The organism is Brevundimonas sp. Root1423, assembly GCF_001426805.1.
Genome location: NZ_LMFL01000078.1, coordinates 44122 through 70298 on the forward strand (window position 1 = coordinate 44122; position 26177 = coordinate 70298).

The 26177-nt window shown below is 68.2% G+C and carries 28 protein-coding genes and 5 pseudogenes; 27 read left to right on the top strand and 6 right to left on the bottom strand.

Annotated elements, in window-relative coordinates:
- The first annotated feature begins 3 nt into the window (after positions 1–3).
- The 4 genes from ASD25_RS27835 to hflX all read left to right on the top strand — a co-directional run bounded on the left by ASD25_RS27835 (position 4) and on the right by hflX (position 4225).
- Positions 4–1419, top strand: coding sequence for a sigma-54 dependent transcriptional regulator (locus tag ASD25_RS27835; protein ID WP_055830154.1), 1416 nt, complete (start codon positions 4–6; stop codon positions 1417–1419).
- Positions 1416–2279: a D-amino-acid transaminase gene (locus tag ASD25_RS27840; protein WP_055830156.1), complete on the top strand. Its 864-nt coding sequence runs from the start codon at positions 1416–1418 to the stop codon at positions 2277–2279. The genes ASD25_RS27835 and ASD25_RS27840 overlap by 4 nt, the downstream gene beginning before the upstream one ends.
- 128 nt (positions 2280–2407) lie before the next feature.
- Positions 2408–2653: an RNA chaperone Hfq gene (gene hfq / locus ASD25_RS27845; protein ID WP_055830158.1), complete on the top strand. Its 246-nt coding sequence runs from the start codon at positions 2408–2410 to the stop codon at positions 2651–2653.
- A gap of 258 nt (positions 2654–2911) precedes the next feature.
- Positions 2912–4225, top strand: coding sequence for a GTPase HflX (gene hflX / locus ASD25_RS27850; RefSeq protein ID WP_055830673.1), 1314 nt, complete (start codon positions 2912–2914; stop codon positions 4223–4225).
- 127 nt (positions 4226–4352) lie between these two features.
- Here hflX and ASD25_RS29980 read toward each other — a convergent pair whose 3' ends face one another.
- Genes ASD25_RS29980 through ASD25_RS27865 form a run of 3 tightly spaced genes read right to left on the bottom strand, consistent with a single transcriptional unit; the run spans position 4353 to position 6814 of the window.
- Complete coding sequence (locus ASD25_RS29980) at positions 4353–4619, bottom strand: endonuclease domain-containing protein (RefSeq protein ID WP_055830159.1); 267 nt, start codon at positions 4617–4619, stop codon at positions 4353–4355.
- Positions 4620–4634: 15 nt separating this feature from the next.
- A complete protein-coding gene (mazG, locus tag ASD25_RS27860) occupies positions 4635–5420 on the bottom strand; it encodes a nucleoside triphosphate pyrophosphohydrolase (protein ID WP_055830160.1) in 786 nt (261 codons plus the stop codon).
- Positions 5417–6814, bottom strand: coding sequence for an MFS transporter (locus ASD25_RS27865; RefSeq protein ID WP_055830161.1), 1398 nt, complete (start codon positions 6812–6814; stop codon positions 5417–5419). Before ASD25_RS27865 ends, mazG begins: the two co-directional genes overlap by 4 nt.
- Positions 6815–6946: 132 nt before the next feature.
- Here ASD25_RS27865 and ASD25_RS27870 point away from each other — a divergent pair, with 132 nt between their 5' ends.
- The 4 genes from ASD25_RS27870 to ygiD all read left to right on the top strand — a co-directional run bounded on the left by ASD25_RS27870 (position 6947) and on the right by ygiD (position 9776).
- Positions 6947–7834, top strand: a complete 888-nt coding sequence (locus ASD25_RS27870) for a D-alanyl-D-alanine carboxypeptidase family protein (protein WP_235561745.1) — start codon at positions 6947–6949, stop codon at positions 7832–7834.
- A complete protein-coding gene (locus tag ASD25_RS27875; RefSeq protein WP_055830162.1) occupies positions 7831–8307 on the top strand; it encodes a hypothetical protein in 477 nt (158 codons plus the stop codon). Before ASD25_RS27870 ends, ASD25_RS27875 begins: the two co-directional genes overlap by 4 nt.
- Before the next feature lie 105 nt (positions 8308–8412).
- Positions 8413–9015, top strand: a complete 603-nt coding sequence (gene wrbA, locus ASD25_RS27880; RefSeq protein ID WP_055830165.1) for an NAD(P)H:quinone oxidoreductase — start codon at positions 8413–8415, stop codon at positions 9013–9015.
- The gene (ygiD, locus tag ASD25_RS27885) at positions 9015–9776 is read left to right on the top strand and encodes a 4,5-DOPA dioxygenase extradiol (RefSeq protein WP_082560100.1); all 762 of its coding nucleotides are present in this window, start codon (positions 9015–9017) and stop codon (positions 9774–9776) included. The genes wrbA and ygiD overlap by 1 nt, the downstream gene beginning before the upstream one ends.
- Here ygiD and ASD25_RS27890 read toward each other — a convergent pair.
- Both ASD25_RS27890 and ASD25_RS27895 read right to left on the bottom strand, forming a co-directional pair.
- On the bottom strand, positions 9767–10168 hold the full coding sequence (locus ASD25_RS27890) for a DoxX family protein (protein WP_055830167.1): 402 nt from the start codon (positions 10166–10168) through the stop codon (positions 9767–9769). The genes ygiD and ASD25_RS27890 overlap by 10 nt on opposite strands.
- 61 nt (positions 10169–10229) lie before the next feature.
- Positions 10230–11789, bottom strand: a complete 1560-nt coding sequence (locus ASD25_RS27895) for an AMP-binding protein (RefSeq protein ID WP_082560101.1) — start codon at positions 11787–11789, stop codon at positions 10230–10232.
- Between the two features lie 168 nt (positions 11790–11957).
- On the opposite strand from ASD25_RS27895, the pseudogene ASD25_RS32630 reads away from it, so the two are divergent.
- The 19 genes and pseudogenes from ASD25_RS32630 to ASD25_RS32665 form a co-directional block, all read left to right on the top strand.
- Positions 11958–12278: pseudogene (locus ASD25_RS32630) on the top strand (lipoyl synthase); the annotation flags it as partial.
- Position 12279: 1 nt separating this feature from the next.
- Positions 12280–13029 (top strand): annotated as a pseudogene (gene lipA, locus ASD25_RS27905) (lipoyl synthase); the annotation flags it as partial.
- 7 nt (positions 13030–13036) lie between these two features.
- Positions 13037–13492, top strand: a complete 456-nt coding sequence (locus tag ASD25_RS27910) for a type II toxin-antitoxin system RatA family toxin (RefSeq protein ID WP_055830172.1) — start codon at positions 13037–13039, stop codon at positions 13490–13492.
- Complete coding sequence (locus ASD25_RS27915; RefSeq protein WP_055830174.1) at positions 13489–14601, top strand: NAD(P)/FAD-dependent oxidoreductase; 1113 nt, start codon at positions 13489–13491, stop codon at positions 14599–14601. Before ASD25_RS27910 ends, ASD25_RS27915 begins: the two co-directional genes overlap by 4 nt.
- Positions 14594–15124 carry a GNAT family N-acetyltransferase gene (locus ASD25_RS27920; RefSeq protein WP_055830176.1) on the top strand — a complete coding sequence of 177 codons (531 nt, stop codon included), beginning with the start codon at positions 14594–14596 and terminating at the stop codon, positions 15122–15124. Before ASD25_RS27915 ends, ASD25_RS27920 begins: the two co-directional genes overlap by 8 nt.
- A gap of 130 nt (positions 15125–15254) precedes the next feature.
- Positions 15255–15428: 50S ribosomal protein L32 (gene rpmF / locus ASD25_RS32635; protein WP_255356208.1), on the top strand; the 174-nt coding region annotated here is incomplete at its 3' end.
- Between the two features lie 29 nt (positions 15429–15457).
- The gene (gene rpmF / locus ASD25_RS32640; protein WP_082572644.1) at positions 15458–15535 is read left to right on the top strand and encodes a 50S ribosomal protein L32; all 78 of its coding nucleotides are present in this window, start codon (positions 15458–15460) and stop codon (positions 15533–15535) included.
- Positions 15536–15677: 142 nt separating this feature from the next.
- Positions 15678–16286: a hypothetical protein gene (locus ASD25_RS27930; protein ID WP_055830181.1), complete on the top strand. Its 609-nt coding sequence runs from the start codon at positions 15678–15680 to the stop codon at positions 16284–16286.
- A 78-nt stretch (positions 16287–16364) separates the two neighbouring features.
- Positions 16365–17645 carry a phosphopyruvate hydratase gene (gene eno / locus ASD25_RS27935; RefSeq protein WP_055830182.1) on the top strand — a complete coding sequence of 427 codons (1281 nt, stop codon included), beginning with the start codon at positions 16365–16367 and terminating at the stop codon, positions 17643–17645.
- A 111-nt stretch (positions 17646–17756) separates the two neighbouring features.
- A complete protein-coding gene (locus tag ASD25_RS27940) occupies positions 17757–18074 on the top strand; it encodes a septum formation initiator family protein (protein ID WP_055830184.1) in 318 nt (105 codons plus the stop codon).
- 125 nt (positions 18075–18199) lie between these two features.
- Positions 18200–19234, top strand: coding sequence for a pyruvate dehydrogenase (acetyl-transferring) E1 component subunit alpha (gene pdhA / locus ASD25_RS27945; protein ID WP_055830186.1), 1035 nt, complete (start codon positions 18200–18202; stop codon positions 19232–19234).
- A complete protein-coding gene (locus tag ASD25_RS27950) occupies positions 19231–20616 on the top strand; it encodes a pyruvate dehydrogenase complex E1 component subunit beta (RefSeq protein ID WP_055830189.1) in 1386 nt (461 codons plus the stop codon). Before pdhA ends, ASD25_RS27950 begins: the two co-directional genes overlap by 4 nt.
- Positions 20613–20930: a DUF5076 domain-containing protein gene (locus ASD25_RS27955; protein WP_055830191.1), complete on the top strand. Its 318-nt coding sequence runs from the start codon at positions 20613–20615 to the stop codon at positions 20928–20930. Before ASD25_RS27950 ends, ASD25_RS27955 begins: the two co-directional genes overlap by 4 nt.
- The coding region (locus tag ASD25_RS32645; RefSeq protein WP_235562910.1) for a biotin/lipoyl-containing protein at positions 20927–21714 on the top strand (788 nt) is incomplete at its 3' end. The genes ASD25_RS27955 and ASD25_RS32645, both read left to right, overlap by 4 nt.
- 1 nt (position 21715) lies before the next feature.
- A pseudogene (locus tag ASD25_RS32650) lies at positions 21716–22273 on the top strand (dihydrolipoamide acetyltransferase family protein); the annotation flags it as partial.
- A 13-nt stretch (positions 22274–22286) separates the two neighbouring features.
- Positions 22287–22766, top strand: coding sequence for a glutathione peroxidase (locus ASD25_RS27965; protein WP_055830195.1), 480 nt, complete (start codon positions 22287–22289; stop codon positions 22764–22766).
- Between the two features lies 1 nt (position 22767).
- The coding region (locus ASD25_RS32655; protein ID WP_156389502.1) for an FAD-dependent oxidoreductase at positions 22768–22940 on the top strand (173 nt) is incomplete at its 3' end.
- Position 22941: 1 nt separating this feature from the next.
- Positions 22942–23799: pseudogene (locus tag ASD25_RS32660) on the top strand (FAD-dependent oxidoreductase); the annotation flags it as partial.
- A gap of 1 nt (position 23800) precedes the next feature.
- A pseudogene (locus ASD25_RS32665) lies at positions 23801–24271 on the top strand (dihydrolipoyl dehydrogenase); the annotation flags it as partial.
- Between the two features lie 46 nt (positions 24272–24317).
- Here the strand turns inward: ASD25_RS32665 and ASD25_RS27975 are convergent.
- Positions 24318–26102, bottom strand: coding sequence for an acyl-CoA dehydrogenase (locus tag ASD25_RS27975; protein ID WP_055830199.1), 1785 nt, complete (start codon positions 26100–26102; stop codon positions 24318–24320).
- Positions 26103–26177: the final 75 nt, after the last annotated feature.

Below are 26177 nucleotides of genomic sequence, written 5' to 3' on the forward strand. Positions count from 1 at the left end.
GTCATGCGATCCACGGGAGCCGACATTCTGGTCGTCGACGACGAGGCCGATATCCGGGAGCTGGTCTCTGGCCTGCTCGAGGACGAGGGCCACGCCGTGCGCACAGCCTCGAACTCGGACGAGGCCCTGGCCGCGATCCGGGCCCGAAAGCCGTCGCTGGCGCTGCTGGATATCTGGATGCAGGGCGGGGGCCTGGACGGGCTGGAACTGCTGGACGTGATCAAGGAGCTGGATCCCGACCTGCCGGTGGTGATGATCTCGGGTCACGGCAATATCGAGACGGCGGTCACGGCGCTGCAGCGCGGGGCCTATGACTTCATCGAGAAGCCGTTCAAGTCCGACCGGCTGGTGGTGGTGGTCCAGCGCGCCCTCGAGGCCAGCTCGCTGAAGCGCGAGAACCGGCGCCTGCGGGCCCAGGTGGCGGCCCCGACGGGCTTCATCGGCCGCTCCGCCGCGGCCCAGGCCCTGCGCAGCACCATCGCCAAGGTCGCGCCGGCCAACAGCCGGGTCCTGATCTCGGGTCCGCCGGGCTCGGGCAAGGAATTGGTCGCGCGCCAGATCCACGAGGCCAGCGCCCGCTCGCGGGGCGAGTTCGTCGCCATCGCCGCCGCCGGCATGACGCCCGAACGTCTGGATATCGAACTGTTCGGGGAGGAGGGCGTCGACGGCCGGCCGCGCAAGATCGGCGTGTTCGAACGCGCCCACAACGGCACCCTCTATCTGGACGACGTCGGCGACATGCCGCGCGAGAGCCAGAGCCGCGTGCTGCGCGTGCTCGTCGAGCAGCGCTTCCGCCGGGTGGGCGGCGAGCAGGACGTGCAGGTCGACATCCGGGTGGTGACCTCGACCTCGCGCGACCTCAAGCAGGAGATCGCCGAGGGCCGCTTCCGCGAGGACCTGTTCCACCGCCTCAATGTGGTGCCGATCCGCGTGCCCGCCCTGTCGGAGCGGCGCGAGGATATCCAGGAGCTGATCGACTACTTCATCGACACCCTGTCGGCGTCGCAGGGCCTGACCCGGCGGCGGCTGGGCGACGACGCCATCGCCGTGCTGCAGGTCCATCCCTGGCCGGGCAATGTCCGCCAGCTCAGGAACAACGTCGAGCGGCTGCTGATCCTGGCCACGGGCGATCCTGACGAGCCGATCAGCGCCGACATGCTGCCGCAGGAGGCGACCAACGCCAACTCCACCGGCACTCTGGGCGGCGAGCGCATCATCGCCCTGCCGTTGCGTGAGGCGCGCGAGGTGTTCGAGCGGGAATATCTGGCGGCGCAGATCATGCGTTTCGGCGGCAACATCTCGCGCACCGCGGCCTTCATCGGCATGGAGCGGTCGGCCCTGCACCGGAAGCTCAAGTCTCTGGGCGTGTCGCCGTCGCGCGGCGGCGAGGAAGACATCGAAGAGGTTGTCGAGGCATGAGCCGGGTCGCCTACGTCAACGGCCAGTACCAGCCGCACGGACAGGCCGTGATCCATGTCGAGGATCGCGGCTTCCAGTTCGCCGACGGCGTCTATGAGGTCTGGTCGGTGTTCGACGGCCGCCTGGCCGACTTCGACGGCCATATGACGCGCCTGCACCGCAGCCTGAACGAGTTGCGGATCCCTGTTCCGATGACGGCCGAGGCACTCGCGCGGGTGCTGAACGAGACGGTGCGGCGCAACCGGGTGCGCGAGGGACTGGTGTATATCCAGGTCACGCGCGGCACGGCCCGCCGCGACCATCCGTTCCCCCCCGACGGCACGGCGCCCAGCGTGATCGTCACCGCCCGCTCCCTGCCGCTGTCGAAGGGCAATGCGGCGGCGAAGAAGGGGGTGGCCGTGGTCACCCATCCCGACATTCGCTGGGGCCGCTGCGACATCAAGACCGTGGGTCTGTTGCCCAACGTCCTGGCCAAGCAGGCAGCCAAGGAAAAGGGCGCGGCCGAAGCCTGGATGGTCGACGAGATGGGCCTGGTCACCGAGGGGTCGTCGACCAACGCCTGGATCGTCGACGAGAACGGCGTGCTGAGAACCCGCGACGCCCAGTCCAACATCCTGCGCGGCATCACCCGGGCCGCCGTGATGAAGCTGATCGAGGAGGAGGGGCTGGCGTTCGAGGAACGGGCCTTCAGCGTCGACGAGGCCACGCGGGCCAGGGAGGCCTTCTACACCTCGGCCAGCGGCTTCGTCATGCCGGCGGTGTCTATCGACGGAACGAAGATCGGCAACGGCAAGCCCGGACCGATCGCGACGCGGCTGCGGACCCTGTATCTCGATCAGGCGATCCGCGACGCGATCTGAGGTCCGCGCGCACGGAATGAGATTGATCGGCCGCCGCCGATGCCTATGCTGACGGGGCCGGACATCCGATCCAGCCCCGCGCCGCTCCTCCTCGGCCGGAGAACAAGCAAGAACAGGCTGAACCTGCCATGTCGCAAGACAAGTCCAAGAACCTTCAGGACACCTTCCTCAACTCGGTCCGCAAGACCAAGACGCCGCTGACCATCTTCCTCGTCAACGGGGTCAAGCTGCAGGGCATCGTGACCTGGTTCGACAACTTCTGCGTGCTGCTGCGCCGCGACGGCCAGTCGCAGCTGGTCTACAAGCACGCCATCTCGACCATCATGCCGTCCGCGCCCGTGCAGCTGTACGAGCCGGAAGCCGACGAGGACTGATCGCTCCGCCCCTTCGACCGTCACCCTCGGGCTTGACCCGAGGGCCAGACGTGGTGCGGCTGTGCGTCAGGGATGGCCCAACGGCCGTCGACTTCCTATCTGTCGATCCGCACCCCAACATCCGATCCTCGGGTNACGTGGTGCGGCTGTGCGTCAGGGATGGCCCAACGGCCGTCGACTTCCTATCTGTCGATCCGCACCCCAACATCCGATCCTCGGGTCAAGCCCGAGGGTGACGGCGTAGAGAAAGCCCGAGACCTGACCACCAAACACATCGACCACGCCGTCCCGCTGATCCGGGCCGTCGTCATCCACCCCGAACGCTCCGACTCCGGCGCCGGCGACAGCTCGCGCCAGTCGGTCGAGCGTCTGGAGGAAGCCGTCGGCCTCGCCCGGGCGCTGGACCTCGACGTGCGCGGCGAAGAGATCGTGCGCATCCGCAAGGTCACCCCCGCGACCCTGTTCGGCTCGGGCAAGGTCGAGGAGCTGGCCGCCCTGGTCCGCGCCGCCGAGGCCGAGGCCGTGGTCGTCGACGACGACCTCTCGCCGGTGCAGCAGCGCAATCTGGAGAAGGCCTGGGACTGCAAGGTCATCGACCGCACCGGCCTGATCCTCGAGATCTTCGGCCGCCGCGCGCGGACCAAGGAAGGCCGGCTGCAGGTCGAGCTGGCGCGGCTGGACTATGAGAAATCCCGCCTCGTCCGCACCTGGACCCACCTCGAGCGGCAACGCGGCGGCACCGGCTCGACCGGCGGCCCCGGCGAAACCCAGATCGAACTGGACCGCCGCCTGATCGCGGACCGGATCGTCAAGCTGAAGGTCGAGCTGGACGAGGTGCGCCGCACCCGCGGCCTGCACCGGAAGCAGCGCCAGAAGGTCCCGTTCCCGACCATCGCCCTGGTCGGCTACACCAACGCCGGCAAGTCGACCCTGTTCAACCGGCTGACCGGCTCCGAGGTCTTCGCCAAGGACCTGCTGTTCGCCACCCTCGACACGACCCAGCGCACCATCCGCCTGCCGCAGGGCCGTCCCGCGATCGTGGCCGACACCGTCGGCTTCATCTCCGACCTGCCGCACGAACTGGTCGAGAGCTTCCGGGCGACGCTGGAGGAGGTCGGCGAGGCCGACCTGATCCTGCACGTCCGCGACATCGCCTCGGCCGACAGCGAGGCCCAGGCCAAGGACGTCGAGGCGGTGCTGAAGCAGATCGAGACGCCGGAGGGCAAGACGCGGCGGGTGCTGGAGGTTTGGAACAAGATCGACCTGCTGGCCGACGACGTGCGCGAGGCCGTGCTGGGCCAGGCCGAACGCCTGTCGCGCGAGGGCAAGGCGGTCGCCGTCTCGGCCTGGACCGGGGAGGGGATCGAACCCCTGCGCCAGGCCATCGCCGGGCTGATCGACGACGACCCCGAGACCGAACTGGTGCTGGACCCGTCCCAGGGCGAGGCCCTGGCCTGGCTGTACGAGAACGGCCGCGTCACCGGCCGCGAGACGGATGATCAGGGCCGGACCCATGTGGTGGTGCGGCTGCACCCGGCGGCCCTGGGCCGGTTCGAGCGGCAGTTCGGGTAGGGGCGGGGCTCCTCTCCACCGCTTCGCGGTCCCCCTCTCCACTGCGTAGGGAGGAGATGGAGCACTGTTGTCTCCTCCCTGTCGGCGAAGCCGATGGGGAGGGGGACCGCGAAGCGGTGGAGGGGTATCAGCCGCCGCACCGCTCATGAGCGGTTCGCCGGATGAAATTCACGACCCCATCCAGATGCACCCGGACATCCTCGGCGGCGAGCCGAAAGACCCTCACGCCCTGTTCGCGCAGCCACGCTGTGCGCCGCGTGTCGTGCGCGATCTGCTCGGAACGTTCGTGGCCTTGACCGTCGACTTCGACGGCCAACTTCGCTGCCGCGCAGTAGAAGTCGAGAACGTACGGGCCGATCGGATGCTGCAGAACTAACGACGCCAGCGAATACAATCTCAGGTTAGAAGGTCAGCCTCTTTCGTGCGCCTTCGCCGCGTCCCACAGCCCGTCCATCTCGGCCAGATCGCTCTGCTCCGGACCCCGCCCGTCCTTCGCCAGTTCCGCCTCGATGAAGCCGAACCGCCGCACGAATTTCGCATTGGCCCCGCGCAGCGCGTCCTCGGGCTCCACTCCCAGCTTCCGCGCCAGGTTGGCGACCACGAACAGCAGGTCCCCGACCTCGTCGCGGGCCTTGTCGAGGTCGCCGGCGGCGATCTCGACGCGCAGTTCGGCGACCTCCTCGTCCAGCTTGTCGAACACCTCGTCGGTCGAGGGCCAGTCGAAGCCGACGCGGGCGGCGCGTTTGGTCAGCTTGGCGGCGCGGGCGAGGGCGGGCAGGCCGACGGGCACGTCGTCCAGCACGCCGTGCTGCGCTTTCGCGACGCGTTCGGCCGCCTTGATGTCCTCCCAGCGGGCCTTCTGGGCGGCGCCGTCCGGTTTCGCCGCCTCGTCGCCGAAGACATGCGGATGCCGCCGCTCAAGCTTGTCGGCGATGGCGTTGGCCACGTCGTCGAAGGCGAACAGCCCCTGTTCCTCGGCCATGCGGGCGTGGAAGACGGTCTGGAACAACAGGTCGCCCAGCTCGGACTTGAGATCGTCCATGTCGCCCCGCTCGATAGCGTCGGCGACCTCATAGGCCTCCTCCAGGGTGTAGGGGGCGATGGTGGCGAAGGTCTGCTCCACGTCCCAGGGACAGCCGCCGACCGGGTCGCGCAGCCTGGCCATGATGGCGGTCAGGCGGTCGATGGGGGTCATGCGGGCTCCCCGACCGGATCGGCGGCCACGCCGTCGCGCGCCTCGAGCGCCTTGCGGATCTCGTCATGCCGGGCGGGGGTCAGCGGATAGCCCTTGAGCACGAGCGCGGCGGCCGCCAGCAGGACGCCGGGCACGAGAATGAAGAGAATCTGCAGCGTCAGCAGCGCGCTTTCGCTGTTCCCTTCGACCCCCGGGATGGCGCGGAAACCGACCCATTGCAGGATCAGGTAGGGGATCAGGGCCACGACGTGGCCGATCTTGGTGGTCGCCGACAGGATGGAGAACATCAGGCCGGTCCGATCGACGCCGGTCTCCAGTCTGATCTCATCGCCCGCATCGGCCATCATGGCCCGGAGAAGGAACAGGCCGGCCGCATAGGGCAGGCCGGCGATGAACATGGCCGCCGCCGTCAGGGCGAAATTACCGCCCGGGACCAGGGTCGCGCCGATATAGAAGACGGCGAAGATCAGGCTGGCCGTCGCCAGGGCCTTGTCCTTGCCGATCTTCGTCGCCAGCCACGCCCAGAACGGCGCGCCGACCAGTCCGGCGACGAAATAGAACAGCATGAACAGCGAGGCCTGCGTGTGGTCGTAGCCCTTGATCTGGCCGAAGAAGAAGAACAGCAGCGAGCCCGTGATGCCGGGCGCCACGCCCAGCAGCAGGTCGGCGAACAGCAGCTTGCGCACCGTCTTCTTGCCGAACAGGCTGAGATAGGCCTTCGGGCCGCCGTGCGGGGCGGCGCCGGCGTTGACCGGCTCGGGCACGACGAACATGGCCAGGCCGATGGTGACGGGCAGGGCGATCATGATGGCCCAGCCCATGATGCGCACGCCGGCGGCGTAGTCGCCGAGCCCGGTCTTCACCACCACCGTCGGCAGGATCAGGATCAGGATCACGCCGATGATGTTGAACACCTGCCACCAGCCGTAGACGCGGCTGCGCTGGTCGTACTGCGGCGCCAGCACCGAGGCCCAGCCCAGCTGGCCCAGGGTGCCGATCGAGAAGCCGAGATAGAGGACCAGCAGCCAGCCGAACAGATAGGCCGCGCCGGCGCCGGGCTGGACCAGCACGAACATCATCAGGGCCGACAGCATCAGGATCGGGGTCGAGATCGCCATCCACGGGCGGTAACGGCCCCACTTCGTCTTCGTCCTGTCCATGCCCCAGCCGATGAAGGGGTCGAAGACGATGTCGATCAGCCGCACCGCCATGAAGACGGCGGCCACCACGCCCAGCTCCAGTCCCACCCAGGTCGCGTAGAACTCCGGCAGGGTCACCGGCAGGGCGACGCCGAAGGCGGCCAGCGGCAGGCAGGGACCCGAGAAGGCCGCCAGAACGGCGTTGGAACGGCGGGCCGGGCCCGGGGCGGCTGCGGCGACGGGTGCGTCGGTCATGGGTGAGTCCGGCGATCCGGCCCGAGTCGGCCGTGGGGTCACCATGCCGACTTTGAGCGCCGCGTGCGAGCCTGCGGCCCACCCGCCTCAAAGGCCTTGCGGCGGCCACACGGACAGGGTCACCATCCCCGCATGACGATGCGTCTGATCCTGCTGCTGTTGACCGTCTTCGGCCTGTGCGCGGCGACCCCGGTCGAGGCCCAGCATCGCGCGCCGCCGCGCGGCCAGGCCGAGGCGTGCGACGCCGACCCCATCGAATGGGCCGGGCCGGCCCTCGCCAACAGCCTGTCGTGGCAGCGCATGGAATGGGCCCCCTTCGGCCCGACCGAGTACGGCTGGGAGACCTATCTGCCGCTGATCCAGCGGGAGCTTGGCACCGACTGCGCGCCGAACTCGCCGGTGTTCGCGCGGCGGCTGGCGGAGTTCCAGATCGGGCATGGCCTGCCGCCGACCGGCTGGTTCGACGCGGCGACCTTCCAGACCTTCCGCGGCCTGTGGCAGGAGCGGCGGCCCTTCATCATGGCGCGGGTGCGCGACGAACCCTGCCCGGATCCGCCGCCCTTGTACCAGTTGGGCTATCTGGTCGAATCGGAAGAGCACGCCGACCGCCTGACGCGGCTGCTGCGCCGCGACGTGCTGGACGCCTATCGCCGCCTGGTCCAGGCCGCGCGCGCCGAGGTTCCCGAGGTCGCCCACGATCCCGAACTGCTGCAGATCTTTTCCGGCTTCCGCGATCCCGAGGCGGACGCGGCCCGCTGCGCGGCGGCGGGCAATTGCGACGGGCTGAGGCGCGCCGTCTGCTCGCCGCACCGGACCGGGACGGCGGTGGACCTCTATGTCGGCCAGCTGGCGGATCTGGGGGTCGACAACACCTCGCCGGCCAGTCGGCTGCACATGGCGCGGAGCCCGACCTACCGCTGGCTGGTCAAGAATGCGGGCCGGTTCGGCTTCACCCCCTATGTCTACGAGCCCTGGCACTGGGAGTGGGTCAGCCCGACCGGTGGCTACGCCGGCCCATGATCCGCCTGTTGACGGTCGCGGAGCGGGCGCTGGCGGAACAGGCGTTCGGCGACAGCCTGGACCTCCGCAGCATCCGCTTCCTGCACTCTCCCTGGCCGTTCGACCGGGCCTTTGTGGCCGGACGCTGGTTCGGGCGGGACTGGATCGTCTGGCCGGGGCGGACGCTGCCACGCGACATCGCCGCAGCCCCGTTGCGGCTGCAGGCGACCTTCATTCACGAACTGACCCACGTCTGGCAGGCGCAGCAGGGCGTGAATCTGCTGACCGGCAAGCTCAGGGCCGGCGACCGGCCCTCGTCCTATGAATATCCGGTCGGCATGGATTGCGCCTGGGGCGATCTGAACATCGAACAGCAGGCGATGGTGGTGGAGCATCGCTTCCGCCTGATCCGCGGACAGCGCACCCCGGCCGACCAGGCCTTCTACGACCGCATCTGCCCGATCGGCCCCCGGAGGGAGGAACCGCGGTCCTGACCGACGGTTTCAGAACGCGGCCCCTTGCAGAGACGTCCTGATATCCCACATCAGGCACAGACACTGTTGCGGAACAGAGTCGTGTTGTCATCATGGGAGGGTTTCATGCCCCGGATTCTCGTTCTCTATCACTCCACCTACGGCCATATCGAAACCCTGGCGGAGGCCGTCGCCGAAGGCGCGCGGTCGGTCGAGGGCGCGGTGGTGGACATCAAGCGCGTGCCCGAACTGGTGCCGGACGAACTGGCCAGGGCCAGCGGCTACAAGCTCGATCAGGCCGCCCCGATCGCCGCGGTGGCCGATCTGGAGACCTATGACGCCGTGATCGTCGGCGCGGGCACCCGCTTCGGCACGGCGGCGTCCCAGATGCGCAACTTCTGGGACCAGACCGGCGGCGTGTGGATGAAGGGCGCTCTGGTCGGCAAGGTCGGTTCGGCCTTCACCTCGACCGCGACCCAGCACGGCGGGCAGGAAACCACCCTCATCGGCCTGATCCAGACCCTGTTGCACCACGGCATGCTGGTCGCGGGGCTGCCGTATGCGTGGGCCGGACAGTCGCGCATCGACGAGATGACCGGCGGCTCGCCCTACGGCGCCACCACCATCACCGGCGGCGACGGATCGCGCATGCCCAGCGCCAACGAACTCGAAGGCGCACGCTGGCAGGGCCGCTATGTCGCCGAGACGGCGAAGAAGCTGGTGGCTTGATGCGCCAGCCCGCGATCTTCTTCGGTCACGGCTCGCCTATGAACGCCCTGGGCGGTCCCTGTGCGGACGTCTGGCGCGAGGTCGGGGCGTCGATCGGCAAGCCGAAAGGCGTGGTCATGGTCTCGGCCCATTGGGAAACCGACGGGCTGGGCGTGACGGCTCAGGCGCGGCCGGAAACCATTCATGACTTCGGCGGCTTTCCCGACGCCCTCCATGCCATGCAATATCCGGCGCCCGGCTCGCCGGAGCTGGCGGCGCGTGTCTCTGACCTGACCGGGGCGACGCCGACGACGCAGTGGGGGCTGGATCACGGAACCTGGTCGGTGCTGGCCCACGTCTGGCCCGAGGCCGACGTGCCGGTGGTGCAGCTGTCGCTGAACCGCCGGCTGGATGCCCAGGGCCATTTCGACCTGGCGCGTCGGCTCTCGGCCCTGCGGGACGAGGATGTGGTGATCGCCGGTTCGGGTGACTTCGTCCACAATCTGCGGACCTGGAAGCGGACCGGCGGCGAGGCCTACCCCTGGGCCTCGGGCTTCAATGAGGCGGTCAAGTCGGCCCTGATGCGGGGCGATGACGCCGCCCTGATCGACTGGGTCGGCCTGGCCGAGGACGCGCAGATGAGCGTGCCGACCGACGAACACTATCTGCCGCTGCTCTACGTCGCCGCCCAGCGGCTGCCGGGCGACGAGGTCAGCTTCTTCAACGACGTCATCGAGGGCGGTTCGATCTCGATGACGGGCGTGCGGATCGGTCAGACGTAGGGTTTTTTCCGCATCGCCGCGTCGATGCTCCACGGCCCCGGACCCGCGGCCATCAGATACAGGAAGACGAAGCAGTAGAGGGCGATGGTCTCCCCGCCGTTGAGGATGGGGAAGGGGCTCTGCAGGCCGTGAATCGCCCAGTAGCCGACGGCGCAGAAGCCGGCCGCGAGGAAGGCGGCCGGTCGGGTGAACAGGCCGAGGGTCAGCAGCAGACCCAGAGCCAGCTCGAACGGACCCGACAGGCCGGCGAGGCTCAGGCCGGGCGGCGGCACGCCTTCGACGGCCGGAAAGCCCAGCACCTTGGCCGTGCCGTGTTCCAGCAACAGCAGGCCGGACACGATGCGCAGGACGCTGAGAAGCTGCGGCTGATACCGCGCGACTGAATCGAACATGAAACCCTCCTTCTGATACCGACAGACTGGAACAGAGGCTGTGTCAGTTCAACGGTGAAATTCAGGCGGCCTTGTCGACCTCCGCCATCTGCTGGATGCGGACGTAGTCGGTCTTGCCGGTGCCGAGGACGGGCACCTCGACGACGCGCAGGATCTTCTTGGGCACGGCCAGTTCGGGGGCGCCGTGGCTGCGGGCCCATTCGGCCAGGCGCGCGACGTCGGCGTCCTTGCGGTCGGTGACCAGCACCAGCTTCTCGCCCTTGCGGCTGTCGGGGATGGAGACGACGGCGTGGCGCGCGTCGGGCCAGACCGCGCTGGCCAGCCCCTCCACTGCAGTCAGGGACACCATCTCGCCGCCGATCTTGGCGAACCGTTTCACCCGGCCGAGGATCGAGACGTAGCCGTCCTTGTCGATGTCGACGATATCGCCCGTGTCATGCCAGCCCCCCGCCAGCGGGTCGATGGACAGCGGATCGTCGGCCGAGAGGTAGCCCCGCATGACGTTGGGGCCGCGCAGATACAGCCGGCCGCCCTCGGGAATCCCCTCGACGGGGTCGATGCGCCATTCGAGGCCAGGCATCATCTGGCCGACGGTGCCGGGGCGGTTGCGGTCAGGATGGTTCACGGCCACCACCGGCGCGGCTTCGGTGGCGCCATAGCCTTCCAGCAGCTTCAGGCCATGGAAGCGGGTGTTGAACAGATGGTGGGTCTCGTCGCGCACGCGTTCGGCCCCGGCGACGACGAACTTCAGGGTGGCGAAGTCGTCCGCGGCGGCGACGCGGGCGTACTGGTTCAGGAAGGTGTCGGTGGCGAACAGGACCGAGGCGTTCACCTGCGGCAGGAGTTCGACGATCTGCTTGGCGTGAAGGGGCGAGGGGTACTGGAAGGCCTTCAGCCCCTGCAGGATCGGCAGCAGCACGCCTCCGGTCAATCCGAAGCAGTGGAAGGTCGGCAGCGGGTTGAACATGACCCAGTCGGGGTCCAGGTCTATGTGCTGGGCCACCTGACGGCAGTTGGCGACCAGATTCCACTGGCTCAGGACCACACCCTTGGGCGCGCCGAAGCTGCCGGAGGTGAACAGGACCACGCCCGGAGAGGAGGGTTCGGTCTTCACGCGGAAGCGTTTGGGCATCAGCCCGGCCATCAGGCCGTACAGCTTGTCCTGCAGGCCGATCGTTTCGCGCACGTCGTCCAGCCAGACGATCTCGGCGACCGTGGCCAGGTCCGCGACCAGGTCGTCCAGCTTGGCCTGGGTGATGAAGCGTTTGGCGGTGAGGACCTTCTTCACGCCTGCGGCCTTGATCGCCGCCTTGATGTTGGCCTCGCCCGAGGTGAAATTCAGCATCACCGGCACCCGGCCATGGGCGTGCAGGCCGTAATAGGTGACCACCACCCCCATGCTGGACGGCAGCAGTATGCCGACCCGCTCGGCCGGTTCGGTCATGGCGGCGATCTTGCGCCCCAGCACGAAGGCGGCGCGGATCAGGCCGGTGTAGGTGAGGGGCTTGCGGTCCTGGTCCTCCAGGATTTCCTTGTCGCCGTACTTTTCTCGGGCCGCGATCAGGGCGTCGAAAATGGTCTGCTCGCCGGCCTTCATATCCAGGGGTACGCGCAAAACCATCCTCCGTGGGCCCGGTTGGTTCCGGCCCTTTATGATGAGCGAGGCAAACTAGGGCCCTCAAGCCGCATTGAAAAGATGCGTTACGTTGCGTGAGCCCCGGGGCCGCCTTGCCTTCGCCGCGTGGAAGGACGACATAGCGGTTTCGCACAGCCCGGAGCCCGCGACGCCTTGGTCACGCTGATCGACACCCTGACGAAGACGCCGGCTGAACTGCGTCACCCGGAAAAGCAGAACCGCCCGGAAACGGCCGTGTTGAAGAAACCCGACTGGCTGCGCGTCAAGGCGCCGGGTTCGGGCCAGTACAATGCGACCCGGGCGATCGTGAAGGAGAAGGGCCTCCACACGGTCTGTGAAGAAGCCGCCTGCCCGAACATCGGCGAGTGCTGGAGCCAGAAGCACGCCACCCTGATGATCATGGGCGACACCTGCACGCGGGCCTGCGCCTTCTGCAACGTCAAGACGGGCCTGCCCCAGCCGCTGGACCCGGAANTGCTGGAGCCAGAAGCACGCCACCCTGATGATCATGGGCGACACCTGCACGCGGGCCTGCGCCTTCTGCAACGTCAAGACGGGCCTGCCCCAGCCGCTCGACCCCGAAGAGCCTGCCAAGGTCGGCCTCGCCGTCCGCGAAATGGGCCTCAACCACGTCGTCATCACCAGCGTCGACCGCGATGACGTCGCCGACGGCGGCGCGGCCCATTTCGCCGAGGTGGTGCGCCAGATCCGGCTGCAGGCCCCGAACACCACCATCGAGATCCTGACGCCCGACTTCCTGCGCAAGGATGGCGCGGCCGAGGTCATGATCGACGCCACGCCGGACGTCTTCAACCACAACCTCGAGACCGTGCCGCGGCTGTATCTGAAGATCCGCCCCGGGGCCCGCTATTTCCACAGCCTGCGCCTGCTGCAGATGGTCAAGGAGCGCGACCCCAACCAGTTCACCAAGTCCGGCATCATGGTCGGCCTGGGCGAGACTCGCGAAGAGGTCATGCAGGTGATGGACGACATGCGCTCGGCCGGCGTCGATTTCATCACCATCGGCCAGTATCTGCAGCCGACCCGCAAGCATGCCGCGATCGACCGTTTCGTCACCCCGGACGAGTTCAAGGCCTATGAGGCCATCGCCCGGGCCAAGGGATTCCTGATGGTCTCGTCGTCGCCGCTGACCCGCAGCTCTCACCACGCGGGAGATGATTTCGCGCGCCTCAGGGCCGCGCGTCTGGCCCAGACCGGACGCTGAGCCGCGTTTGGCCGTTCACCGCGTCACCAAGATCCTGCCGTACACGCCGGACCAGTTGGCCGCGCTGGTCGCGGATGTGCGCGCCTATCCCGAGTTCGTGCCATGGGTGACCGGGATGCGGACCTGGAGCCCGCGCGAGGAGGCACCCGGCGTCTCCGTTCTGGACGCGGAGGCGGCGGTCGGCTTTTCCTTCCTCAAGGAGCGGTTCTCGACCTGGGTGCGGCATGACCGGAACCGCGACAGGGTCGAGGTCGGCCTGCTGCGCGGACCGTTCAGACACCTGAACAACCGCTGGGAGTTCTTCCCCGATCCCAAGGGAACGCGGGTCGAGTTCTTCATCGATTTCGCCTTCAAGTCGCGGCTGCTGGACGGGGTTCTGCACGCCAATTTCGATCGCGCCGTGAACAAGCTGATGGCCTGTTTCGAGGCGCGGGCGGCGGCGCTCTACGGCCCGAAGGCATGAGCTTCGACTTCGACGCGACGGTGGTGGGCGCCGGCGCGGTCGGCCTGGCCTGCGGACGGGCGCTGGCGAAGCGGGGCCTGTCGGTGCTGGTGCTTGAAAAAGAGCCTCACATTGGCCAGGGCGTTTCCTCGCGCAATTCCGAGGTCATCCACGGCGGCCTCTACTATCCGACGGGCTCGCTGAAGGCGCGGTTCTGCGTTGGAGGCCGGCGGCTGCTCTACGCCTTCCTGGAGAGCCACAAGATCGACTACCGCAAATGCGGCAAGCTGGTCGTGGCCACCGAGGAGGCGGAGGTCGCGCGGATCGAGGCCATCTTCGAACAGGGGGTCGCCAACGAGGTCGAGGCGCTGGATCATTTGACCGGAGCCCAGGCGAGGGCGCTGGAGCCGGGGCTGAACGCCCACGCCGCCATCCTGTCGCCCGAGAGCGGCGTGTTCGACAGCCACGGCTATATGCTGGCCCTGCAGGGCGAGATCGAGGATGCGGGCGGCTCGGTCGTCGTTTCCACGCCGTTCGAACGCGCCGGACCGGCGTCCGGCGGCGGCTTCACCCTCACCACGGGCGGGGAGGAGGGGACGAGGCTGACGACGCGCCTGCTGGTCACCGCGCCGGGCCTTGGCGCCCAGGCGGTCGCGGCCCGGATCGAAGGCTATCCCGCCGACCGCATTCCCGCCGGCCATTTCGGCAAGGGCGTCTATTTCCGCCTGACCGGCAAGGCGCCGTTCGAACGGTTGATCTATCCCCCGCCGATCCCGGGCGCCCTGGGCACCCACTACCGCAAGGATCTGGGCGGACAGGCCGTGTTCGGGCCGGACCTCGTCTATGTCGAGACCGAGGACTATGCGGTCGACGCCGCCAAGGCCGCCGAGTTCGAGGGCTATGTCCGCCGCTTCTGGCCCGGCCTGCCCGACGGCGCCCTGACCCCCGACTACGCCGGCATCCGGCCCAAGCTGCACGGGCCGGGCGAGCCGCAGCCGGATTTCCAGCTGCACGGCCGCGAGGTCCACGGTCTCGACGGCCTCGTCGCCCTGTTCGGCATCGAAAGCCCGGGCCTGACCAGCTCCCTTGCGATCGGCGAGGCGGTCGCCGCAATGCTGGGCCATGACTGAGATCGACATCCGCGACGCCGTCGCGACCGATATCCCCCCGCTGCACAGGCTGATCGAGAGCGCCTATCGCGGCGAGGCCTCGCGCGCCGGCTGGACCACGGAAGCCGACCTGCTGGACGGCCAGCGCACCGATCCGGAGGACCTGGCCGACATCCTCGCCGATCCGAAACAGGCCCTGCTGTCGGCCTGGCGCGGGGATGAACCGGTCGGCTGCGTCCTGATCGCCGAACGCGACCGGGCAATTGGCTATTTCGGCATGCTGTCCGTCAGCCCGACCTTGCAGGGCGGCGGTCTCGGCCGCCGGCTGGTCGAGGCCGCCCACGCCGCGCTGGCGGATCGCTTCGGGGCCAGACGGGTGCGAATCTCGGTGTTTCCGCAGCGCAAGACCCTGATCGCCTGGTACGAGCGGCTGGGCTATCGCCTCACCGGGGAGACCCTGCCGTTCCCCTATGGCAATCCCCGGTTCGGCCTGCCGCGGCGTGACGATCTGCACTTCGTCGTCATGGAACGCGCCCTGGATTGAGCGCCGCCGCGACATGCCTTGAAATCGCCCGCGGCTTCATGCATAAGCCCGCCCTCGCTGGCGGCTCTTTTCGGGCCGCCGCTGTTGTTTTCGCGCTCCTGCAGCGCCGACTAAGAAGATTGAGACGGACATGGCCGTTCCGAAGCGCAAAGTATCGCCCTCGCGTCGCAACATGCGCCGCGCCCACGACTCGCTGGGGACCAACCCCTACACCGAGGACAAGGACACGGGCGAGCTGCGCCGCTCGCACCACATCGACCTGAAGACCGGCACCTATCGCGGCCGTCAGGTTCTGACGCCCAAGNCTACACCGAGGACAAGGACACGGGCGAGCTGCGCCGCTCGCACCACATCGACCTGAAGACCGGCACCTATCGCGGCCGTCAGGTTCTGACGCCCAAGGAAGACTAGGACCCTGGAAGCTTGTCATCCCGGCCAACGGAGCGCGAAGCGCGCAGGCCGAGCCGGGAGGGTTGACTGAATGACGGCGCGCGGTTCACCGCGCGCCGTTTTCGTGCGTCTATGCGGCTCCTCGATGAAACGGAGCCTGTGCATGATCCGCCTTGTCACCGCCGCCGCGTCGCTGATGCTGCTCGCCGCCTGCAACGCCCCCGAAACGGCTGAAAGTCCTGCCGCGGAGGCTCCGGTCCCGCCGGCGACTCCGGCGGCGGACCCGAACGCCCTGACCGCCGAGGGGTTCGGCCCCCTGCGCATCGGCATGACCAGGGCCGAGGTCGAGGCGGCGCTGGGCCCCGACAGCGACCCGGCGTCGGTCGGGGGCGCGGAGCCCGAGACGTGTGACCAGTGGCGACCCGAACGTGCGCCGGACGGCCTGCTGGTCATGATCCAGGACGGCGTCCTGACCCGCATCTCGGTCGCGGCGCCGTCGACATTGAAGACGGATCGCGGTTTCGGCGTGGGCGACCCGTCTGTGGCGATCAAGGCGGCCTACGGCGCCCGGGCGGTGTCGGAGCCCCACAAATATTCGCCTGCCCCCGCCGAAGACATCTTCGTCTGGGCCTCCGGCGGCCCCGCCACGCCCCATGCCTATGTCCAGGACGCGGCGGCGCGCGGCGTTCGCTACGAGATCGACAGCACGGGCAAGGTCGGCATCGTCCATGTGGGCGGGCCGGCGATCCAGATGGTCGAAGGGTGCTCCTGATCCCCGAGGCCTGACGGTTGGCGATTCGGCGGGGGTTGGGCTAAACCCCGCCGACTTCCCTGACAGCAGAGCGCTCCCATGACCGACATCGCCGACATCGTCGCCCGCCAGATTCTCGACAGCCGCGGCAATCCGACGGTCGAGGTCGATGTGATCCTCGATGACGGCAGCTTCGGCCGGGCGGCCGTGCCCTCGGGCGCCTCCACCGGCGCGCACGAGGCCGTCGAGCTGCGCGACGGCGACAAGGACCTGTGGGGCGGCAAGGGCGTCGGCAAGGCCGTCGACAACGTCAACGGCGAGATCTTCGACGCCCTGTCCGGCATGGACGCCGAAGACCAGCGCCGCATCGACGAGGCCCTGATCGCGCTGGACGGCACCGAGAACAAGGGCCGCCTCGGCGCCAACGCCATCCTCGGCGTATCGCTGGCCTGCGCCAAGGCCAGCGCCATCTCGTCAGGCCTGCCGCTGCACCGCTACCTCGGCGGCGTCTCGGCCCGCATCCTGCCGACGCCGATGATGAACATCATCAACGGCGGCGCCCACGCCGACAATCCGATCGACATCCAGGAGTTCATGATCCTGCCGACGGGCGCCGAGAGCTTCTCGGAAGCCCTGCGCATGGGCTCGGAAATCTTCCACGCCCTGCGCCAGCAGCTGAAGGACGCCGGTCACAACACCAACGTCGGCGACGAGGGCGGCTTCGCCCCCAACCTGGCCTCGGCCGAGGAGGCGCTGAGCTTCATCACCCGGGCGGGACAGGCGGCCGGCTATCTGGCCGGCGAGGACTTCCACCTCGGCCTCGACGTGGCGGCCACGGAATTCTTCAAGGACGGCAAATACGTCATGGCCGGGGAGGGCAAGACCCTCGAGGCCGAGGCCATGGTCAACTATCTCGCCGACCTGTGCGAACGCTTCCCGATCGTGTCGATCGAGGACGGCTGCGCGGAAGATGATTTCGACGGATGGCGGATGCTGACCGAGCGGCTGGGCGACCGCTGCCAGATCGTCGGCGACGACCTGTTCGTCACCAATCCGGCCCGACTGGCCGCCGGCATCGGCGAGGGCCTGGCCAACTCCATCCTCGTGAAGGTCAACCAGATCGGCACCTTGTCGGAGACTCTTGACGCCGTGGATATGGCGCATCGGGCGGGCTACACCGCCGTGATGAGCCACCGGTCGGGCGAAACCGAGGACGCCACCATCGCCGACCTGGCCGTCGCCACCAACTGCGGGCAGATCAAGACCGGCTCGCTGGCCCGCTCCGACCGCACGGCCAAATACAACCAGCTGCTCCGCATCGAGGAGATGCTGGGCGATCAGGGGGCCTATTTCGGCGACGGCATGCTGCTGAACCGGTAGGCGCCGGCTCGCAGTTTCTACGGCCAAGCTACGGTTCATTAGGCATTTTCGGTCAGACTCCTTCAATCTTGAGTCCGCGCTCAGAAGGAGCGTCCATAAGTGCCCGACCGGATGAAGCCCTATTTTCCGTCAGTGATCCTGCTGTTGCTGATCGCCTACCTGGGCGTTCAGGCCCTGACCGGGGAGCGCGGCCTGCTGAGCGGGCAGGCGCGCGACGCCATGCTGGTGCGCCGCGAGACCCAGCTGGCCGGGATCATGGAGCAGCGGCGCGACCTCGAGGTCCGCGTCCGCTATCTGCGCACCGACAGCCTGTCCCGTGATCTGCTGGAAGAGCGCGCGCGGGCCGTGCTGGGCTTCAGCGACCCGCGCGACTATGTCATCCGGGTCTCGGCCCCGGCGACGCCGAAGGCTTCCGCGCCGCGGGCGTGAACTTTCGTTACAGCTTGACCGGAGCGCTTTGCGTTTCGGGAACGAAGGCTGCTAAAGCCCCTTTCCGTAACGACAAGAGGCCCTGCATCCTGCCATTTGGCGAGGGCCCAGCCGGGAGATGACGGATGGCGAAAGCCCCCGCCGCCAAAGCTGATTCCAGCAAGGCGACAAAACTGCCCAACACGCCGACGGCGTCGAAAGAGGATCTGCTCCGCTTCTACCGCGAGATGGTCCTCATCCGCCGGTTCGAGGAGCGGGCGGGCCAGCTGTACGGCATGGGGCTGATCGGCGGCTTCTGCCACCTGTACATCGGTCAGGAAGCCGTGGCGGTCGGCGTTCAGGAGAGTGTGCGCCAGGGCCACGACAAGATCATCACCGGCTATCGCGACCACGGCCACATGCTGTGCGCGGGCATGGACCCCAAGGAGGTCATGGCCGAGCTGACCGGCCGCATCGGCGGCTCGTCCAAGGGCAAGGGCGGGTCGATGCACATGTTCGACACCGCCACCGGCTTCTACGGCGGCCACGGCATCGTGGGGGCGCAGGTCGCGCTGGGCACCGGCCTGGCCTTCGCGGGCCGATATCGCGGCGACGACTCGGTCGCGTTCATCTATTTCGGCGATGGCGCGGCCAACCAGGGCCAGGTCTATGAGAGCTTCAACATGGCCCAGCTGTGGAAGCTGCCGGCCATCTACATCATCGAGAACAACCAGTACGCCATGGGCACGAGCATCGAACGCTCGTCGTCGACGACCCAGCTCAGCGAGCGCGGCTCGAGCTTCGGCATCCCCGGCGAACAGGTCGACGGCATGGACGTGCTGGCGGTGCGCGACGCCGTGGCCCGGGCCGTCAAGCGCGCCCGCGAGGGCGGCGGGCCCTTCATCCTCGAGATGAAGACCTATCGCTATCGCGGTCATTCGATGAGCGATCCGGCCAAATACCGGGCCAAGGAAGAGGTCGACGAGGTCAAGAAGACCCGCGACCCGATCGATCACATCAAGACCCTGCTGGCCGCCGCCAGGGCGACCGAGGACGAGATCAAGGCCATCGACGCCGAGGTCAAGACCATCGTCGCCGAAGCCGTTCAATTCGCCCAGGAAAGCCCGGAGCCGGATCCGTCCGAGCTCTACACCGACGTCTATGTGGAGGCCTCAGCGTGACCGACATTCTCATGCCGGCGCTGTCGCCCACGATGGAAGAGGGCACGCTGACCAAATGGCACATCAAGGCGGGTGACACGGTGAAAGCCGGCGACGTCATCGCCGAGATCGAAACCGACAAGGCCACGATGGAGGTCGAGGCCGTCGACGAGGGCGAGGTGCTGGAAATTCTCGTGGCCGAGGGGGCCGAGAACGTGAAGGTTAACACGCCGATCGCCCGTCTGGCGGGCGAGGATTCGGCAGGGAATTCGACGACGAATTCCGCTGCGACTCCGACGACTCCGGATACGGCTCCGAAGAATTCGGAGACTGGCGCTTCCGGCGAGCCCGAGAAGGCGCCGGCGCCCGTCGCCGCGACGCCGAAGGTCGAGCTGCGCGATCCCGAGATCCCGGCCGGCGCCAAGCTGGTGAAGACCACCATCCGCGACGCCCTGCGCGACGCGATGGCCGAGGAGATGCGCCGCGACGAGGGCGTCTTCCTGATCGGCGAGGAGGTCGCCCAGTACCAGGGCGCCTACAAGGTCAGCCGCGAGCTGCTCCAGGAGTTCGGCGACAAACGCGTGGTCGACACTCCGATCACCGAGCACGGCTTCGCCGGTCTCGGCGTCGGCGCGGCCATGGCCGGGCTGAAGCCGATCGTCGAGTTCATGACCTTCAACTTCGCCATGCAGGCCATCGACCACATCATCAATTCGGCGGCCAAGACCCTCTACATGTCGGGCGGCCAGATCCGCGCCAGCATCGTCTTCCGGGGACCCAACGGCGCCGCCAGCCGCGTCGGGGCCCAGCACAGCCAGGACTATTCGGCCTGGTACGCCCAGGTGCCGGGCCTGAAGGTGATCGCCCCCTATGACGCCGCCGACGCCAAGGGGCTGATGAAGGCCGCCATCCGCGATCCCAACCCCGTCGTCTTCCTCGAGCACGAGATGATGTACGGGCTGGAGTTCGACGTGCCCGAGGTCGAGGACTGGCTGGTCCCCATCGGCAAGGCCAAGGTCCGGCGCGAGGGGACCGACGTCACCATCACGGCCCACAGCCGCATGGTCGGCTTCGCCCTTCAGGCGGCCGAGAAGCTGGCGGAGGAGGGCATCTCCTGCGAGGTCGTCGACCTGCGCACGCTGCGCCCGCTGGATCACGAAACCATCGTCGAGAGCGTCAGGAAGACCAGCCGTCTGGTCTCGGCCGAGGAAGGCTGGGGCCCCATGGGCGTGGGCGCCGAGGTCGTGGCCCGGGTGATCGAGCACGCCTTCGACTACCTCGACGCGCCGCCGCTGCGGGTCCACCAGGAGGACGTGCCTCTGCCCTACGCCGCCAATCTGGAAGCCCTGTCGCTGCCGGGCGTGGACAAGATCGTGGCCGCCGTGAAGCGGGTGATGGCATGAGCGAGAAGCCCGAGTTCCAGCTGACGACGCCGGACAGCGTCGCGGCCGACGCCGAAGCCGTCGAGATTCTGCGCATGTGGTGGTCGAAGAACGAGCCGGTGATGTCGGTCAAGCCGGCCTTCAACGATCCGGTCCAGTTCGGCCACATGCTGGCCTATGCCGCCAAACACATGGCCCACGGCTATGCGGTGCGACATGGCCATGACGAGCGTCAGGCCTACAACCGCATTCTCCAGGGCCTGTCCGACGTCATCAAGGCGGACAATGTGCAGACCGTGGCAGAACCGGTCGTCCAGTCCGGGAGCGTGCAATGACCGACATCCTGATGCCCGCCCTGTCGCCCACCATGGAAGAGGGCGTGCTGACCAAATGGCACGTCAAGGTCGGTGATGTGGTCAAGGCCGGCGACGTCATCGCCGAGATCGAGACCGACAAGGCGACCATGGAGGTCGAGGCCGTCGACGAGGGCGAGGTCACCAACATCCTCGTGGCGGAAGGCACGGAAGGCGTGAAGGTCAATACGCCCATCGCCCGTCTGAAGGACGAGGGCGGTGCGGCCGCTCCCGCGCCGAAGGCGGCGGCTGCTCCGGCTGAAGCTCCGAAAGCTGAGCAGTCTAAGGCCGAGGCCGCTCCGGCGCCCGCCGCTGCACCCAAAGCCGCTCCGGCCAGGGCCGACGGCGAGCGCGTCTTCGCCTCGCCGCTGGCGCGCCGCATCGCCGCGCAGAACGGCGTCGATCTGAAAGCCGTCAAGGGCACCGGCCCGCACGGCCGGATCGTCAAACGCGACGTCGAAGGCGCCAAGGGCGGCGCCCAGGCTCCTGCCGCATCGACCGCCCCGGCTCCGGCCGGCGAGGTCCGCAAGGTCCAGTCCCTGGCCCAGATGGGCATTCCGGACGGCAGCTACGACCTGATCCCGCTGGACGGCATGCGCAAGGCCATCGCCCGCCGCCTGACCGACAGCTTCCGCGACGTGCCGCATTTCCCGCTGACCATCGACTGCGAGATCGACGGCCTGCTGGCGTCGCGCGCCCGGGTCAACGCCATGCTCGAGAAGTCGGGCGTGAAGGTCTCGGTCAACGACTTCGTCATCAAGGCCTCNGCCCGGGTCAACGCCATGCTCGAGAAGTCGGGCGTGAAGGTCTCGGTCAACGACTTCGTCATCAAGGCCTCGGCCATGGCGCTGAAGGCCGTGCCGGAAGCCAACGCCAGCTATTCGCCTGAAGGCATCGCCATGCACCACCACGCCGACGTGGCCATGGCGGTGGCGATCGACGGCGGCCTGATCACCCCGATCATCCGCGCGGCCGAGACCAAGTCCCTGTCGCAGATCGCAACCGAGTCCAAGGACCTGGCCAAGCGCGCCCGCGACCGCAAGCTGAAGCCCGAGGAATTCCAGGGCGGCACCTTCTCGGTCTCCAACCTCGGCATGTTCGGCATCCAGTCGTTCGCCTCGATCATCAACGAGCCCCAGGGCGCGATCATGAGCGTCGGCGCGGGCGAACAAAGGCCCGTGGTCAAGAACGGCCAGCTGGCCATCGCCACGGTGATGACCGTCACCCTGACCTGCGATCACCGCGTGGTGGACGGCGCGGTCGGCGCGCGGTTCCTGCAGGCCTTCAAGGCGATGATCGAAGATCCCGTGACGATGCTGGCCTAGGCGGAGAGAGGGCGTGACCACGGTCTATGATTTCAGCGCCACGGCCATCGATGGCGTCGAGCAGGCGCTGGAGCAGTACCGCGGTCAGGCCCTGCTGATCGTCAACACGGCCTCGAAATGCGGCTTCACCGGCCAGTACGCCGGGCTGGAGGACCTGCATCGTCAGTATGCGGACAAACCGTTCGAGGTGCTGGGTTTCCCCTGCAACCAGTTCGGCCAGCAGGAGCCGGGGCGGGCCGCCGAGATCGCCAGCTTCTGCTCCTCCACCTATGGCGTCGACTTTCCGATGTTCGACAAGGTCGAGGTCAACGGCCCAAACCGGCATCCCCTCTACGCCTGGCTGACCAGCCAGAAGAAGGGTTTCCTCGGCAGCCGCGACATCAAGTGGAATTTCACCAAATTCCTGACCGACCGGGAGGGCCGCGTGGTCGCGCGCTACGCCCCGCAGGTCGAACCCGAGGCCATCAAGGCCGATATCGAGAAGCTGATCTGACATGGCTGCTGAATTCGACCTCATCGTCATCGGTTCGGGCCCGGGCGGCTATGTCGCCGCCATCCGCGCCAGCCAGCTGGGCCAGAAGGTCGCCATCGTCGAGCGCGAGAGCCTGGGCGGCATCTGCCTGCTTCAGCGGCCGGGTCGGATCCTCCGACCTGTCGGGCGACCTCANGGCGGCTATGTCGCCGCCATCCGCGCCAGCCAGCTGGGCCAGAAGGTCGCCATCGTCGAGCGCGAGAGCCTGGGCGGCATCTGCCTGAACTGGGGCTGCATCCCGACCAAGGCCCTGCTGAAGTCGGCCGAGAAGTACGAAAGCCTGTCGCACCTGAAGGATTATGGCCTGTCCGCCGACAAGGTCGGGTTCGATTTCGACACCATCATCCAGCGCTCGCGCGGGGTGGCCGCCACGATGAACAAAGGCGTCACCTATCTGATGAAGAAGAACAAGATCGAGGTGATCGAGGGCACGGCGAAGCTGGAGAAGGGCGCGGCAGCGCCCAAGGTGATCGTGGCGCTGAAGGCCGGCGGGTCGCGCACGGTGGAGGCGAAGGCCGTGATGCTGGCCGTGGGCGCCCGCGCCAAGGCGATTCCGCAGATCGGCCTGGAGGCCGACGGCGACCGCATCTGGGCCTATCGGGAGGCCATGGCGCCGAAGAAGATGCCGGCCTCCATCGTCGTGATCGGCTCGGGCGCCATCGGCGTGGAGTTCGGCAGCTTCTACCGCGCCCTGGGCGCCGAGGTGACGATCGTCGAGGCCGTCGACCGGATCATGCCGGTCGAGGACGAGGAGGTGTCCAAGGCGGCCCAGAAGGCCTTCGAGAAGCGCGGCATGAAATTCCGCACCGGCTGCAAGGTCACCAAGGTGTCGAAGGGCGGCAAGGGCGTGCAGGTGGCCATCGAGGCCGGCGGCAAGGCCGAGACGCTGGAGGCCGAGGTCTGCATCTCGGCGGTCGGCATCACCGCCAACACCGACGGCATCGGTCTTGAGGCGCTGGGCGTCAACATGGACCGCGGCCACATCACCATCGACNATCGGCGACTGCGCCGGCGCGCCCTGGCTGGCGCACAAGGCCTCGCACGAGGGGATCCACGCCGCAGAACACATCGCCGGTTACAAGACGCCCAATGTGAACTCGCCCATCGCCGGCTGCACCTACGCCCAGCCGCAGGTCGCCTCGGTCGGGATCACCGAGCAGGGCGCGCGCGAGGCCAAGCGCGAGGTCAAGGTCGGCCGCTTCCCCTTCCGCGTGAACGGCAAGGCCGTGGCCGCCGGCGAGGTCGAGGGCTTCGTCAAGGTGATCTTCGATGCGAAGACCGGCGCCCTGATCGGCGCCCACATGATCGGCCACGAGGTCACAGAGATGATCCAGGGCTATGTCACCGCGATCGCCATGGAAGCGACCGAGGAAGACATCCACGGCATCGTCTATCCGCACCCGACCATGTCCGAGGCCATGCACGAGGCGGCGCTGGACGCCTATGGGCGGGTGATCCACATCTGACGGAATGCATCTCCCTCCCCATGAAGGGGAGGGAGAGCGTTGGGCTCTACCCCGCCAGCACGTCCACGCTCATCCGCTCCAGCAGGGCCCCGCCCTGGCCCACGGCGGCGAGCCGGCTGGACGCATGCCCCAGAACATTGGCGGCGTAGACCTCGTACAGGGTGATCTTGCCTTCCAGCCACGCGGGATCGCCCTGGCCGCCGTCCAGCTGGTCGCGGGCGTAGAGCGCGCCCTGGGCCAGCATCCAGCCGCCCGCGACGTCGCCCAGCAGCTTCAGATAGGCGTCGGCGGCGGCGAGGACGTCCGCGGCCCCTTCCGGAGCGGCCTTCCGGTCCAGCAGCCACAGGGTCGCGTCCTCGACCGCCGTGACGGCGGCGGCGAAGCGCTCGACCGGCTTGCCGGAGTAGAGCCGCGGGAGTCTCGCCAATGTCGCCTTCATGTCGGCGATCAGGTCGTGGGCGGACTGGCCGCCGTCCATCGACAGCTTGCGCCCGACCAGATCCATGGCCTGGATGCCGTTGGTGCCCTCATAGATCGGGGCGATGCGGGCGTCGCGATAGTGCTGGGCCGCGCCGGTCTCCTCGATGAAGCCCATGCCGCCGTGGATCTGGACGCCCAGGGACGCGACCTCGCAGCCGACATCGGTGGACCAGGCCTTGGCGATGGGGGTGAACAGGTCCTCGCGGCCCTTCCAGCGCCGGCGCTCTTCCCCGGTCGCCGAATGCCTGGCCAGATCGGCGGCGACCCCTGTGGACAGGCAGACGGCCCGGGCGGCGGCGACCTTGGCCTTCATCACCGACAGGGTGCGACGGACGTCGGGATGATCGACGATCGGGGCGTTGGCCTCGCCGGTCCAGACCGACCGGCCCTGCCGCCGCTCGAGGGCATAGGCGAGGGCGTGCTGATAGGCGCGTTCGGCGATGCCGACGCCCTCGACGCCGACGGCGAGGCGGGCGGCGTTCATCATGACGAACATATGGGCCAGGCCCTGGTTGGGCTCACCGACCAGTTCGGCGGTCGCGCCCTCATAGGACATGACGCAGGTGGGCGAGGCGTGGATGCCCAGCTTGTGCTCGACGCCCACGGGCCGGAAGCCGTTGCGGTCGCCCAGCGTCCCGTCGTCCCTGACCAGATATTTCGAGGCGAGGAACAGGCTGATGCCCTTGGGGCCGGCCGGGGCGTCGGGCAGGCGGGCCAGCACCATGTGGACGATGTTGTCGGTGGCGTCGTGGTCGCCCCAGGTGATGAAGATCTTCTGGCCGTTCAGGGCGTAGGTCCCGTCGCCGTTCGGCGTCGCCGTGGCGGTCAGGGCGCCGAGGTCCGAGCCCGCCTGCGGCTCGGTCAGGACCATGGCCCCGGTCCATTCGCCGGAGACCAGTTTCGATAGATAGATGTCCTTCTGCGACGGCGTGCCGTGCGCCTCCAGCGCCTCGATGGCGGCCAGCGACAGCATGGGGCACAGGCCGAAGGCCATGTTGGCCGCGTGGACCGTCTCATAGGCCGCCAGCTCGAGGGCCTTGGGCAGTTGCTGGCCGCCGGCGTGGACGGGGGCGGACAGGCCTGTCCAGCCGCCCGCGGCGAACTGGCGATAGGCGTCCGCGAACCCCGGCGCGGCCGTGACCGCGCCATTGGCATAGGTGGAGCCCTTCTGGTCGCCGATGCGGTTCAGCGGGGCCAGGACGCCTTCGGATAACTGCGCCGCGGCCTCCAGCACCGCGCCCAGCACGTCGGCGTCATAGTCGGGGAAGGCGCCGGTGGCGGCGACCTGGTTTATCCCGGCCACGGCCTGCAGGGCGAAAGCGATGTCGCGGACGGGCGCGCGGTAGGTCATGGTGGGCCTCAACTCGGTCTGTTCCGCGTTCATGCCGTCTTGCCGCCGGGGCATGCAAGCGGCGGCTTGGCGGCG

What these genes read in the sequence shown, in the direction of transcription:
- ASD25_RS27890 (WP_055830167.1), bottom strand. Translation starts at nt 10,168, where the DNA reads ATGTTCGATTCAGTCGCGCGGTATCAGCCGCAGCTTCTCAGCGTCCTG.
- ASD25_RS27955 (WP_055830191.1), top strand. Translation starts at nt 20,613, where the DNA reads ATGAGCGAGAAGCCCGAGTTCCAGCTGACGACGCCGGACAGCGTCGCG.
- pdhA (WP_055830186.1), top strand. Translation starts at nt 18,200, where the DNA reads ATGGCGAAAGCCCCCGCCGCCAAAGCTGATTCCAGCAAGGCGACAAAA.
- eno (WP_055830182.1), top strand. Translation starts at nt 16,365, where the DNA reads ATGACCGACATCGCCGACATCGTCGCCCGCCAGATTCTCGACAGCCGC.
- ASD25_RS27865 (WP_055830161.1), bottom strand. Translation starts at nt 6,814, where the DNA reads ATGACCGACGCACCCGTCGCCGCAGCCGCCCCGGGCCCGGCCCGCCGT.
- hfq (WP_055830158.1), top strand. Translation starts at nt 2,408, where the DNA reads ATGTCGCAAGACAAGTCCAAGAACCTTCAGGACACCTTCCTCAACTCG.
- ASD25_RS27920 (WP_055830176.1), top strand. Translation starts at nt 14,594, where the DNA reads ATGACTGAGATCGACATCCGCGACGCCGTCGCGACCGATATCCCCCCG.
- ygiD (WP_082560100.1), top strand. Translation starts at nt 9,015, where the DNA reads ATGCGCCAGCCCGCGATCTTCTTCGGTCACGGCTCGCCTATGAACGCC.
- ASD25_RS27930 (WP_055830181.1), top strand. Translation starts at nt 15,678, where the DNA reads ATGATCCGCCTTGTCACCGCCGCCGCGTCGCTGATGCTGCTCGCCGCC.
- ASD25_RS27835 (WP_055830154.1), top strand. Translation starts at nt 4, where the DNA reads ATGCGATCCACGGGAGCCGACATTCTGGTCGTCGACGACGAGGCCGAT.
- ASD25_RS27895 (WP_082560101.1), bottom strand. Translation starts at nt 11,789, where the DNA reads ATGGTTTTGCGCGTACCCCTGGATATGAAGGCCGGCGAGCAGACCATT.
- ASD25_RS27915 (WP_055830174.1), top strand. Translation starts at nt 13,489, where the DNA reads ATGAGCTTCGACTTCGACGCGACGGTGGTGGGCGCCGGCGCGGTCGGC.
- ASD25_RS27940 (WP_055830184.1), top strand. Translation starts at nt 17,757, where the DNA reads ATGAAGCCCTATTTTCCGTCAGTGATCCTGCTGTTGCTGATCGCCTAC.
- ASD25_RS27975 (WP_055830199.1), bottom strand. Translation starts at nt 26,102, where the DNA reads ATGACCTACCGCGCGCCCGTCCGCGACATCGCTTTCGCCCTGCAGGCC.
- wrbA (WP_055830165.1), top strand. Translation starts at nt 8,413, where the DNA reads ATGCCCCGGATTCTCGTTCTCTATCACTCCACCTACGGCCATATCGAA.
- mazG (WP_055830160.1), bottom strand. Translation starts at nt 5,420, where the DNA reads ATGACCCCCATCGACCGCCTGACCGCCATCATGGCCAGGCTGCGCGAC.
- ASD25_RS27870 (WP_235561745.1), top strand. Translation starts at nt 6,947, where the DNA reads ATGACGATGCGTCTGATCCTGCTGCTGTTGACCGTCTTCGGCCTGTGC.
- ASD25_RS27840 (WP_055830156.1), top strand. Translation starts at nt 1,416, where the DNA reads ATGAGCCGGGTCGCCTACGTCAACGGCCAGTACCAGCCGCACGGACAG.
- ASD25_RS27875 (WP_055830162.1), top strand. Translation starts at nt 7,831, where the DNA reads ATGATCCGCCTGTTGACGGTCGCGGAGCGGGCGCTGGCGGAACAGGCG.